The 13,633-nt window shown below is 68.3% G+C and carries 4 protein-coding genes and 1 pseudogene; 3 read left to right on the top strand and 2 right to left on the bottom strand.

Annotated features, from left to right (window positions below; genetic code table 11):
- Both ACWD26_RS39710 and ACWD26_RS39705 read right to left on the bottom strand, forming a co-directional pair.
- A partial coding sequence (locus ACWD26_RS39710) for a maltotransferase domain-containing protein (protein WP_451277870.1) occupies nt 1-727 on the bottom strand: 727 nt, incomplete at its 3' end.
- 229 nt (nt 728-956) lie between these two features.
- Nucleotides 957-2,168 (bottom strand): S8 family peptidase, encoded by a 1,212-nt coding sequence (locus ACWD26_RS39705; protein ID WP_451277868.1) that lies wholly within the window; start codon nt 2,166-2,168, stop codon nt 957-959.
- Nucleotides 2,169-2,586: 418 nt separating this feature from the next.
- Here ACWD26_RS39705 and ACWD26_RS39700 point away from each other — a divergent pair, with 418 nt between their 5' ends.
- The 3 genes and pseudogenes from ACWD26_RS39700 to ACWD26_RS39690 all read left to right on the top strand — a co-directional run.
- Complete coding sequence (locus ACWD26_RS39700; RefSeq protein ID WP_451277866.1) at nt 2,587-5,223, top strand: glycosyltransferase family 1 protein; 2,637 nt, start codon at nt 2,587-2,589, stop codon at nt 5,221-5,223.
- A gap of 157 nt (nt 5,224-5,380) precedes the next feature.
- Nucleotides 5,381-7,039 (top strand): LamG domain-containing protein, encoded by a 1,659-nt coding sequence (locus ACWD26_RS39695; protein WP_451277864.1) that lies wholly within the window; start codon nt 5,381-5,383, stop codon nt 7,037-7,039.
- Nucleotides 7,040-7,141: 102 nt separating this feature from the next.
- Nucleotides 7,142-12,852, top strand: a pseudogene (locus ACWD26_RS39690) (RHS repeat-associated core domain-containing protein); the annotation flags it as partial.
- Between the last annotated feature and the right edge of the window lie 781 nt (nt 12,853-13,633).

Raw genomic sequence — 13,633 nt, 5'->3', positions numbered from 1 at the left:
GCAGCGGCAACGGGTCGCTGGAGGAGACCAGTTCCCGCAAGGGGTGGCGGGTCAGGACCTCGTCCACCTCCGGCGCCAACGCCGCCGCCAGCCGGGAGGACACGGGCCGGGCGGTGTCCCGCAGCGCGTCCACGGCGGCGAGGAGGATGCCTCGCCCGGACTTGCCCTCGGGGACCTCGGCGGCGGCGCGCTCGTGGAGACGGGCGCCCTCCTCCAGGACCAGCTCGGTGTCGATGCCGGCCGGGATCTTGATGTGGGCGCGGTGGCGCCAGGTCGTGATCGGGTCGCCCCAGCCCTCGACGGCGTAGGACCAGATGCCCTCGCTCGGTACGGAGACGGTGGCGCCCCAGCGGTCGGTGCCCGGGGCGAGTTCGCGCATCGGGATCCAGTCGGCCGGGCGGCCCTCCGGGTCCCTGAGGACGACGTTGGCGGCGACCGCGTCGTGGCCCTCCCGGATGACGACGGCCGAGATCTCGAAGGCCTCGCCCACGACGGCCTTCGCCGGGCGGCGGCTGTGGTGGACGGTGGGCCTCACGTCGAGGACCGGTATGCGCCCGATGGTCGGAGCGCCCGGGGCGCTCGGAGTCTTCGGGGGCGGCGCGGTCGGCGCGGGGGGCGTGGGCGGGCCGGTGTGCGCCCGGCGTGCGGGGCGTTCGGCGGTGCTGTCGGGTGGGGCGGGGTTGGTGCTGGTCGTCGGAGGTGCTGACGAGTGGTGCGTGGCGGGCATGACCGCTCCTGTCCGCGTCAACGTGGGTGGGCGGATGAGGGTGTGGGGAGGTGGGGCCAGCGGGACGTACCGGTGGAGCCTTCCCACACAGTGCGGGTGGGCATTCCGGCACTTTGTTAACTACTCACGCGTATGTCTACACACAAGACCGGCCTCGTCCGAAGGGGTCGAGGCCGGTCACTGTAGTCGCTCTGGGTAAAGAGCCGTTCACCTGTGGTGTTACGGGTTCCTACGGGTTGTCGACGTGGAGAAGCTTGTTCGGGGAGCCCGGATATGTGTCCTTCACCTTGCCCGAAATCGCACGCTCCACCAGCGCCTTGCTCACCTCGGCCGGTGTGGCCCGCGGATGGTCGGCCAGATACAGGGCGGCCGCGCCCGCGACGTGCGGTGACGCCATCGACGTACCGGAGTGGGTCACTTTCCCGGTGTTGTTCCTGTGTGAGGCGGAGGTGATGGACACGCCGGGCGCGAACAGGTCCAGGCTCGGGCCCCAGTTCGAGAAGTCGGCGCGGACGTCCTTCTTTCCGGTGGCGCCGACCGTGATCGCCTGCTTGACGCGGGCGGGCGAGTAGAGGCCCGCGGCGAGCCCGTCGTTGCCCGCGGCGACCGTGTAGGTGACGCCGGAGGCTATGGAGTTGCGTACGGCCGCGTCGAGCTGGGCGTTGCCGAAGCCGCCGAGGCTCATGTTGGCCACGGCCGGCTTCCTCGCGTGCCGGGTCACCCAGTCGATGCCGGCGATGACCTGGGCCGTCGTCCCCGCCCCCGCGTCGTCGAGGACGCGCACCGCGACCACCTCGGCCTTTTTGGCGACGCCGTACGCGGTGCCGGCGACGGTGCCCGCGACATGGGTGCCGTGGCCGTTGCCGTCCTGCGCGGTCCTGTCGTTCTGGACGAAGTCCCAGCCGTGTCTGGCCCGGCCGCCGAAGTCCTTGTGCGTGACGCGTATGCCGGTGTCGATCACGTACACCGTGGCGCCCCTGCCCGCCGACTCCGGCCAGGTGTAGCTCCTGTCGAGCGGCAGGTCCGGCTGGTCGACGCGGTCCAGGCCCCACGAGGGCGGGTCGGTCTGCCGGTGGCCGTAGGTGACCTCGGTGTCCTGGACGACCGAGGCGACGCGGGAGTCCGCCGCGAGACGCCTGGCCTGTTTCTCGCCGGCCTTCACGGAATATCCGTTCAGGGCGGTGCTGTACATGTGGCCTATTTTCGCCCCGTACTTGGCCGCCACGTCCTTTCCGGCCTTCGACGGGGCCTTCGTCCCCGCCTTGAGGGTCACTATGTAACTGCCGCTGACGGAACCGGGATCACCGGCTCCGAGGACGAGCCCCTCCGGAGCGGCGTGCGCGGGCAGGGTGATGGCCGAAAGCACCGCGGCCGTCATCACCGCCGTAAGCCCTCCCGCCCAGCGCATACGCCTGTTTCTCGCCTCTGCCAGGTGGTGCATGTGTGTGAACCCCCTCCTCGACCTGGCGCACCAACACCGGAGTTCGCCGGAAGCCGGACAAGGGTGGGCTGCCCGGGTCCGCCGGATTCGGCCGAGGTCGGCCGGTACGCCACTCGGCAGCCTCTCGTGCGGTGTGAAGTGCCACAAGGGCGCGCAGAGGGGTGGAATCGGCCATATCGCCCGTGGGGTACATGTGAAGTCATGTGAAGCTTGAAGCCGGGTTGCGGCGAATTCAGGACGGAGCGGGCGGGGGTGGACTGTCCTGCCGGGAGGCCGGGGTACGGATGCGCCGTAATCGCATACCGGGGGACGCGCCATGGTTGCCGGGCGCCCGCGCCGCTACCGTCGGGGTGACGAACGGCGCACAGCGGAGTGCGTCCCCCGGCCCGTACGTCCTGGCGTGAAGGTGGAACCCTCTGTGAAGGCCATCCGCAGATTCACCGTCCGACCCGTCCTGCCCCAAGCCCTGTACCCGCTCAGCGAGCTGGCGCGCAATCTGCGCTGGTCCTGGCACGCGGAGACCCGTGACCTGTTCCAGTCGGTCGACCCCGAGCGCTGGGTCTCGTCCGGCGGCGACCCCGTGCGTCTCCTCGGTTCCGTCTCCACCCGGCGCCTGGCCGAACTCGCCGAGGACCGGCGCTTTCTGCGCCGGCTGACCGCGGTCGCCGACGATCTGCGCGACTACGTCGCCGGGGACCGCTGGTACCAGGGGCAGGCGCAGATTTCCGAACTCCCGGCCGCCGTCGCCTACTTCTCGCCCGAGTTCGGCATCACGGCCGCCCTGCCGCAGTACTCCGGCGGCCTCGGCATCCTCGCCGGCGACCATCTGAAGGCGGCCAGCGACCTCGGTGTCCCGCTGATCGGCGTCGGCCTGCTCTACCGGCACGGCTACTTCCGGCAGTCCCTGTCCCGGGACGGCTGGCAGCAGGAGCACTACCCGGTGCTCGACCCGAACGAGCTGCCCCTGGTGCCGCTCCACGAGAGCGACGGCACCCAGGCCCAGGTCGACCTGGCACTGCCCGGCGGCCGCCGGCTGCACGCCCGGATCTGGCAGGCCCAGGTGGGCCGGGTACCGCTGCTGCTGCTCGACTCGGACGTCGAGGAGAACGACCTCGGCGAACGCGGCGTCACCGACCGGCTGTACGGCGGCGGCAGCGAACACCGTCTCCTGCAGGAGATGCTGCTCGGCATAGGAGGAGTGCGGGCCGTACGCACGTACTGCCGGCTCACCGGCCACCCCGGGCCCGAGGTCTTCCACACCAACGAGGGCCACGCCGGCTTCCTCGGCCTGGAGCGCATCGCCGAACTCTGCGACGAGGGGCTCGACTTCGACGCAGGCCTGGAGGCGGTCCGCTCCGGCACGGTCTTCACCACCCACACCCCCGTCCCCGCCGGCATCGACCGCTTCGACCGCGAGCTGGTCGCCCGCCACTTCGGCCCCGACGCCGAACTCCCGCGCATCGACGTCGGACGCATCCTGGGGCTGGGCATGGAGACGTACGCGGGCGGCGACCCGAACGTCTTCAACATGGCGGTGATGGGGCTACGGCTGGCGCAACGGGCGAACGGTGTGTCGCTGCTGCACGGCCAGGTCAGCCGGGAGATGTTCTCGGGCCTGTGGCCGGGCTTCGACGCGGACGAGGTCCCGATCACCTCCGTGACGAACGGGGTGCACGCCCCGACCTGGGTGGCCCCCGAGGTCTTCCGGCTCGGCGCCCGCCAGATCGGCGCCGAGCGGACCGAGGACGCCATGACGGTCGGCGGCTCGGACCGCTGGGACGCCGTCGGTGACATCCCCGACCAGGACATCTGGGACCTGCGCCGGGACCTGCGGGAGCAGCTGGTCATGGAGGTACGGGAACGCCTGTACGCCTCCTGGCGGCAGCGCGGCGCGGGCACGGCCGAACTGGGCTGGATCGAGGGCGTGCTGGACCCGGACGTCCTGACGATCGGCTTCGCGCGCCGAGTCCCGTCCTACAAGCGGTTGACCCTGATGCTGCGCGACCCCGACCGTCTGATGGAGCTGCTGCTCCACCCGGAGCGGCCGGTGCAGATCGTGATCGCGGGCAAGGCGCACCCCGCGGACGACGGCGGGAAACGCCTGATCCAGGAGCTGGTGCGGTTCGCGGACGACCCGCGCGTACGCCACCGGATCGTCTTCCTCCCCGACTACGGCATGGCGATGGCGCAGAAGCTGTACCCGGGGTGCGACGTGTGGCTGAACAACCCGCTGCGCCCGTTGGAGGCGTGCGGGACGTCCGGCATGAAGGCGGCTCTGAACGGCTGTCTCAATCTCTCCGTCCTGGACGGCTGGTGGGACGAGTGGTTCCGGCCGGACTTCGGCTGGGCCATCCCGACGGCTGACGGTACGGCGACGGACGAGGACCAGGACCGCCGGGACGACGTGGAGGCGGCGGCCCTGTACGACCTCCTGGAACAGCGGGTGGCCCCGCGCTTCTACGAACGCGGCCAGGCCGGTCTGCCCGACCGCTGGATCGAGATGGTCCGCCAGACACTCACCCATCTCGGACCGAAGGTGCTGGCGGGCCGCATGGTCAGGGAGTACGTGGACCGCCTCTACACCCCCGCCGCCCGGGCGCACCGGTCGCTGACCCCGGATGTGGCCCGCGAGCTGTCGGAGTGGAAGGCGCGGGTGCGGGGCGCGTGGCACCGCGTCGGGGTCGACCATGTGGAGACCTCGGCCGCCCCTTCGAGCACGGCGGGCGAACTGGGCGCGACACTCGTGCTCCGGGTCCGCGTCGGGCTCGGCGACCTGGCCCCGGACGACGTCGAGGTCCAGGCGGTCTCCGGCCGCGTCGACGCGGAGGACCGCATCACGGACGCGACGTACGTCCCCCTGAAGCCGACGACCGGCCCCGACGAGGAGGGCCGCTGGGTCTACGAAGGCCCGCTCTCCCTGGACCGCACGGGCTCCTTCGGCTACACGGTCCGCATCCTCCCGGCCCACCGCCTGCTGGCCTCGACGGCCGAGCTGGGGCTGGTGGCGGTGCCCTCGGAGGAGATGGGGGAGGGGGCGGGGGTGTTGATGCGGTGACGGTGGTGCGGGCGGGGTGATGACGCTTTCACTCCGCCCGTAAGGCTCCTTCCGGCCGAACGCGGCCGACAAGGATGTGAAGGCGTACCGCTGGCGCTTCCTCGCCACGGGTGCGAGTGCGGCCAAGCGGGTTGATGCCGCGACGACAAACGCGCCGGTGACACGGAAGGACATCACGCCTGGTCTGTCCGGCACGCAGACCCTGTCGGTGGAAGCCAGTGATCTCAAGCTGGACAAGGACGGGCGAGTGCGCTGGGGACCACCCGCGGAGTTCGACCTCAAGGTCGGCCTGCCGGAGGGGCCGACCGGCCGCTGGCGCTTCGACGACGGCACACCCAATTCCACCGAGAAGGTCGCCAAGGACACGGGTGAGGCCGGCACACGCCACAACGCCGTACTGCGCGACACGGCGGGCACCGGGTGGTCGACGATGGCCCGCCGCGGCGCGGGCGACTACTCGCTCTGGCTGAACGACAGCACGGACCCGGCCAAGCAGAACGGCTACGCGTCGACCGACGGAGCCGCCGTCAACACCCAGGACTCCTTCACCGTATCGGCGTGGGTGTACCTCACGGACGCCTCCGCGAACAGGACGGTGCTGTCCGCGCCCGGCGACCGAGGGTCGGCGTTCACGCTCTACTACTCGTCCACGTACAAGAAGTGGGTCTTCAACCGGACCGACCAGGACAAGGACAACCCCGTCTACATCCGATCGGTGGCCGACGCGGCCAGTCCTCCGCTGCGGGTCTGGACCCACTTGGCCGCGGTCTTCGACGCCAAGAAGGACGCCGACAAGAGCAACGACACCATCCAGCTCTACGTGAACGGGAGGCCTCAGGGCGATCCGGTGGTGCTGTCCCAGGCCGCCTCGACGTACTCGCCCTGGGCGAGCAACCGGAACCTGACGATAGGCGCCTCGAAGGTCGGCGGAACACAGGGCGAATACTTCCGGGGACGTGTGGACGAGATCGCGGTGTGGCAGGAGGCGCAGCAGCCCGAGCAGATCCGCGAGGAGCATCGGCTGAAGACGGACGACGTGCCGACCAATGAGCTGGTAGCCCACTGGGATGCCACGATCTCGTCCGGTACGCGGGTCGCGGAGAGCCCGGAGGATTCCGACAACCCGGCCAGCACGTCGTTCCCGTATCAGCGCGGCGGCCTGACCCTGGCCGGCGGGGCGTCGTTGAGCGGTGAGGACTCCACCGCCCTCGTCCTCAACGGCACCTCCGGCTACGCGTCGAGCACGGGCCCGGTGGCCGATGAGACCGGATCCTTCACCGTGTCCGCGCGCGTACGACTCAACAGGACTCTGCTGGACGCGAAGCAGGACGGCTATCGAGGACTGGTCGCGGCACAGGCGACACCGACGGGCAAGGAGTCCTCCTGGGCCCTGTGGGTCGAGAAGGTCGCGGACGGTGTCTATCAGTGGAAGTTCGGGCGTACGGCTGTCGACTCCACCGGGAAGGTGGTTGACACTGCCCTCGCTGTCGCCCAGGAGCCCATCAGTGACCGCGAGTTCGGCACGTGGGTCGACGTGACCGGAGTCTTCGACGCCACTCAGCCTTTCAGCGCTGCCGACGGGACGCAGGGCTTCGGGGTGTCTCAGCTGTACGTCGGTCAATTCCCTCAGCAGAGCGAGGAGGACGGCGGACTCGAGGGCGCTCAGCAAGGCTCGGGTTCGCTTTCGGTCGGCCGAGGTTCGGCCGACGGCGCCACCGGCCACTACCTACCGGGCGACTTGGCGAAGTTCCGTGTGTGGTCCGGCGCCATGCCCAAAGAACTGGTACAGAGCCAAATCGCTGCGCCGTCGATGTAGGTCACGCACGTCCAGCTCAGCGCACCTATCTGCCCTCCTCTTCCTGAGACCTTCATCGGCGCGCGGCGGCCCCTCGGGGCCGTCTCCGCAAGGAGACTTGTCATGACCCAGTTTTCTTCTCCCGGCTCGCTCAGAGCGGAGCGAACCGCACCAGGCAGACGGTTCTGGACCCGGCGCCTCGCCTCGCTGGTCGGCTTCGCCATGCTGCCGAGTCTCCTGACACCGGTCGTGTTCGCGGCGGAGGTCGACCCGCTCGGCAAGCCGGACCTGGATGCGCCCAAGGCGGCCGAGGTCTCCCCGTGGACGGTGAAGACGAACAAGAAGGTCGCGGCGCTCGCGGAGAAGGTCGATACGGCCAATCGGGCTGCGGCGAAGCGTGCCGGTCAGGACCGCGCACGAAAGGTCACCTGGCCCGATGGTGGCTCGGCAACGCTCTCGTTAAATGGATCGGGCAAGGCCAAGGGCACCCCTGGTTCGCTTCCCGTCACGTTTACCGAACCGAAGGCGACCAAGGCCAAGAAGCAGCCGCGCACCGCCGACTCGGTCAAGGTCGAGGTCCTTGACCAGAAGGCCGCCAAGCAGCTCGGCATCAAGGGCGTGGTACTCAAGGTCACCGGACCGAAGACAGGCGGTCGTGCCCAACTCGGTGTCGACTACTCGGCGTTCGCCTCCGCCTACGGCGGTGATTGGGCCGGCCGCCTGAACCTGCTGAAGTTCCCCGACTGTCGGCTCGGTGACGGCGGCGCGGGCACGTGCCGTGCTCCCAAGCCACTGGTTTCCATCAACGCCCGTGCTGAGCAGAGCGTTTCGACGACTCTGGACTTCAAGTCCTCTGCCGCGAACGGCCAGGCGATGGTTCTCGCGCTGGCGGCCGGCACCCAGTCCGGCGGCGGCGACTACAAGGCGACGCCTCTGTCGTCCTCCTCGACCTGGGAGGCGGGTAGTTCGTCGGGTACGTTCACCTGGTCCTACCCTCTGCGCACACCCCCGGCTGCGGCCGGGCCCGCCCCCGGCCTGTCGATCTCGTATGACTCCGGCGCCGTGGACGGCCGTACCGCGAATACCAACAACCAGAGCAGCCAGGTCGGCGAGGGCTTCGACCTCACCTCCTCCTACGTCGAGCGCAAGTACGGCTCCTGCGACGACGGACAGGACGACAAGTTCGACCTGTGCTGGAAGTACGAGAACGCCTCCCTGGTCCTGAACGGCAAAGCCACCGAACTCGTCAAGGACGACACCACCAAGCAGTGGCGTCTGAAGAACGACGACGCCTCCACGGTCACGCACTCCGTCGGCGCCGACAACGGCGACGACGGTGACGCCAAGACCGACACCTCGGCGGGGGACAAGGGTGAGTACTGGACGGTCGTCACAGGCGACGGAACCAAGTACGTCTTCGGCCTGAACAAGCTGGAGGGTGCGGGCGCGAGCGATCGTACGGAGTCGGTCTGGACCGTCCCCGTCTTCGGTGACGACTCGGGTGAACCCGGCTACAGCAGCGGCAGCGGCTTGTCCGGCCGCGAGAAGAAGCAAGCGTGGAGGTGGAACCTCGACTACGTCGAGGACACCCACGGCAACGCGATGAGCTACTGGTACGAGGCCGAGCGCAACCACTACGACATGCTCGGTGACGACACCACCGGGACCGAGTATGTCCGCGGTGGTTACCTCAAGGAGATCCGTTACGGCCAGCGCAAGGACTCCGTGTTCTCCGCCACCCCCGCGGCCTCGAACAAGGTCGTCCTCGACTACGCCGAGCGTTGTGTCGCGTCCGGCACCGGCTGTGACTCGCTGACCGAGGACTCCCGGGACAACTGGCCCGATGTGCCCTTCGACGCCGTGTGCAAGAGCGGCGACAAGTGCACCGGCAACACCGGGCCCTCGTTCTTCACCCGCAAGCGGCTGACCGGCATCACCACGTACGCGTGGAACGCGGCCGCGTCGACGCCCGCGTACGCGGCCGTCGACGCCTGGGCGCTTCAGCACAGCTACCCCGACCCCGGTGACACCGGCGACTCCGCCGACCAGTCCCTCTGGCTGAAGGAGATCAAGCACACCGGCAAGCGCGGCACCGACTTGGCGCTGCCGCCGGTGAGGTTCGAGCACACACTGCTCCCCAACCGTGTCGACGGCGAGAGCGACAACATTCTCTCCTTCGACAAACCGCGCCTGAAGAAGATCACGTCCGAGGCGGGCGCGGTGACGCTCGTGTCGTACATGGAGGCCGACTGCGTCTACGGGCAGACCATGCCCAAGGTCGACGAGAACACCAAGCGCTGCTACCCGGTGTACTGGTCACCCAACGGGGAGAAGACCCCGATCCTCGACTGGTTCCAGAAGTACCCGGTCACCTCCGTGCTCACCTCGGCCCCGGACGGCGGCACCGATGCCGTCCAGCACACCTACCAGTACTCGACTCCCGCCTGGCACTACAACGAGGACCCCTTCGTCCCGGCGAAGGAGCGCACCTGGTCGCTCTGGCGGGGCTTCCAGCGTGTCACGCACCTGACAGGTACCAGCGACACCGCCCAACTGAAGACGGTCACCATCTACATGCAGGGCATGAACGGTGACCGGGTCCTCGGCACGGACGGCAAGACGCCGCACCCGGACGACCGCAAGTCGGCATCGGTGACGGGCATCCTCGCCGGCGCGGCCACGGACCGTGACCAGTACGCCGGCTTCGTCCGGGAGAGCGTCACCTACAACGGTTCCGCCGAGGTCTCCGGAACCATCAACACCATCTGGTCGAAGAAGACCGCCACCCAGCAGAAGTCCTACGCCGACACCGAGGCCTACATGGTGCGGGTCGCCGGCAAGACGGACCGCACCCGGGTGACGACCACCGGCACCGCCCTCAACCGAGCGCATCGGATCTCGTACACCTACGACGACTTCGGCATGGTCAGCACGACCGAGGACGAGGGCGACGCAGCCGTCACGGGCGATGAGAAGTGCACCCGCACCTGGTACGCCCGCAACGCCGACAACGGCATCAACTCCCTGGTCTCCCGCAACCGTACGGTCGCCAAGACGTGCGCCACGGCGGACTCGGCCCTCGACCTCCCGGCGGACTCCAGCCGCCCCGGCGACGTCATCTCCGACACGGCCACGGTCTACGACGACACCACCACCACGGCCTGGTCGGCGGCGCAGAAGCCGACGAAGGGTGAGCCGGTCTGGGCGGGCCGCGCCAAGTCCTACGGTAGCGACGACGCTCCGGCCTGGCAGAAGGTCGCGACGACGACGTACGACACTCTCGGCCGTCCTCGTGTCGTCAAGGACACCAACGACAAGCTGGTCACCGACACGGCCTACGCCCCGACGGAGGCCGGACCGCTGACCTCCAGCACCGTCACCAACATCAAGGCGCACACGACCATCACCGACGTGTCGTTCGCGACCGGCGCGCCGCTCAAGGTGACCGATGCGAACAAGAAGATCACCGAAACCGAGTACGACAGCCTCGGCCGCGTCACCAGCGTCTGGCTGCCCAACCGCCTCAAGGCCCTCAGCCAGAAGGCGAACTATGTCTATGCCTACAACATCACCAACGCGGGCCTGTCCTGGGTGTCGACCGGCGCGCTGAAGGGTGATGCGTCCGGCTACAACACCACGTACGAGTTCTACGACAACCTGCTGCGCACCCGCCAGGTCCAGACCCCGACCCCGGTCGGCGGACGGCTGGTCTCGCTGACCCGCTACGACACCCGCGGGTTGGCGATCAGCGCGCAGGGCGACATCTGGGACAACACCTCCGCCCCGTCGAGCACTCCGGTGCAGACGGAGGGCAGCCAGGCCCCGATCCAGACCGACACGACGTACGACGGCGCCGGTCGTGCCACGAAGACGGTCACGAAGACGCACGGTGTCACCCGCTGGACCACGGAGTCCACGTACACCGGTGACACGGTCACCACGTCCGCCCCGACCGGTGGCCAGGCCACCGCAGTGATCACCAACGTCCTCGGCCAGACGACCGAGCGCCGCGAGTACGCGGGCCCGAACCCGACGGGCACGGACTACACGACGACCACCTACACGTACACGGACGCGGGCCAGCAGGAAGCCATCACCGGCCCGGACAAGACGGTGTGGTCCTACACCTACGACCTGTTCGGCCGCCAGGTCACCGCGACCGACCCCGACAAGGGCACAGCGAAGTCGGTCTTTGACAGCCTCGACCGGGTCGAGTCGACCTTCAACGTCGAGGAGGAAAGCAAGAAGCTCCTCTACGGCTACGACGAACTGAACCGCAAGACGGGCCTGTGGCAGGGCACGAAGACGGACGCGAACAAGCTCGCCGCCTGGACGTTCGACTCGCTGGCGAGGGGGCAGCTGGACGAGGCGACCCGCTACGACGGCGGCTCGGCGTCGACCGGCAAGGCGTACACGAAGAAGATCACGTCCTACGATCCCCTGTACAAGGTCAAGGAGAGCCAGCTCCTGCTGCCCGAGAGCGACGAGCTGGTGGCGGGGGGCTTCGTGCCGAAGACCTTGTCGTTCACGACGGGGTACCGCCTTGACGGGACGGTCAGTGTGACGTCCCAGCCGGCGGCTGGTGGTCTTCCCGCAGAGTCGGTCGGGTACGAGTACAACGCGACCGGCCAGCAGATCGAGTCGACCGGCACGACCGGCTATCTGCAAGGGGCGGTGTTCTCCCCGCAGGGGGACCTGCGCCAGCTCACGGTCGGCAAGGACGGCACCTCCTCGGCGGAGAAGGCCTATCTGAACTGGGACTACGAGTCGGGCACGCGCCGCCTGACCCGCTCCTTCGTCACCGACGACGTGCATGGCTACATGCCGCAGGAACTGAAGTTCACTCAGGATGACGCGGGCAACGTCACGTCGATCTTCGACGCGTCGACAATGGGCGGCACGGCGAAGGCGGACTACCAGTGCTTCGCTTATGACGGCCACCGTCGCATGACGGAGTCCTGGACCCCGAAGACTGCTGACTGTGCGGCTTCCGGCCGTACCAAGTCGAACATCGACAGTGCGGCCCCGTACTGGACCTCGTACACGTACACGGACGCGGGCCAGCGCAAGACGGAGACGCAGCACACGGCGTCGGCCGACAACACGACGACATACACGTACGACGACACCAGCGCGGCCGGCGACAAGAAGCCCCACACCCTGGACAACACGACGGGCGCCAGGGCGGCTGTCTACGACTACGACGCAAACGGCAGCACGACATCCCGTCCTGGGCCTGCCGCTCAGCAGACCCTGCTCTGGAACGGCGAGGGCAAGCTGGCCAAGACGACCGAGGGCACGGCCGAGACGAACTACCTCTACGACGCCGACGGGGAGTTGTTGATCCGCCGCGCCAAGGGCAACGGCGACACGGTCCTGTACCTGGGCGGCACGGAGGTCCGCCTGACAGTCAAGGGCACGACCAAGACCCTGTCCGGCACGCGCTATTACACGGCCAACGGCCAGACGATCGCGGTCCGTACGGCGGTCGCGGGCACCACGGGTACGAAGCTGAGCTTCCTCGCCTCAGACCACCACGGCACGTCCAGCCTCGCACTCGACGCGACGACGTACGCGGTCACGAAGCGGTACACGTCACCGTTCGGAGCCTCACGTGACCCGAAACCGGTCACCGTCTGGCCGGATGACAAGGCCTTCCTGGGCAAGCCGGCGGACGCGGGCACGGGGCTGACGCACGTAGGAGCGCGCGAGTACGACCGAAGACGGGCCAGTTCATCAGCGTCGACCCGTTGCTGGAACTCGACAAGCACCAGACCCTCAACGGCTACACGTACAGCATCAACAACCCCATCACCTTCTCCGACCCGTCGGGCCTCGGCCTCAACTGCGGCAACTCGCCGAACCAGGATGCCTGCCCGACGCGCCCTGACGGAACGCAAGGAAACGGACGTCCCGGTGAGGCGGTGGATTACACCAGGTCGAGTGGAACGGCAGCCACTGACAGTACGGGCACCACCGGAACCGTCCTTGATGACCAACCGTGCGCCTTCGTCTCCAAGTACTGCGTCCAGTCCGGCCCCTACGACCTGGACTCATACTTCAGCGGCTCAGGAAACACTCCGCCCGAGGAACTGTCCCCGGCAGGGGAGATAGCGCTCGCAGGTTGTAGCTGGATCCCCGTCCTGGGCTGGGGCTGCGACTTTGTTGACCTCAAGCGCGCCTGGAACGAAGGCGACTCGATCGGCGTTGCAGCAGGGGCCGCTGGATTCATCCCCTGGGGAGACATCCTCAAGGCACCCCGACAAGTCGAAAACATTGCCGATGCGATCAATGACGCCAAAAAGGGGGAGGCCCCGCGCACACCGGATGGAAAATACTCAAAGCGTAACGGTGAGCCTGGTCGCGATGGCGCTGCGGATGAGACGAACGCCTGGGATCAATTGGAAGTGGATGGCGCAGTCGTGATGCGTAGAGAGACCCCGGTATCTGCGCCTGGACTCCGTCCCAGAAAGTATGATGGCACAGTTCAGATCGATGGCCGGTGGTACGGGATCGAGGTGAAGGGCGGTGAGGCGAAGAAGAATCCGCAACAGCGTAAATTTGACAATTGGCTGAACGAGCCTGGAAATACAGTGACCACCTCGGACGGGCGCA

It is taken from the genome of Streptomyces sp. NPDC002787 (assembly GCF_053592095.1).
The sequence above is the reverse complement of the archived record's forward strand: the minus strand, read 5'-3'. Positions and strand labels throughout refer to the sequence as shown.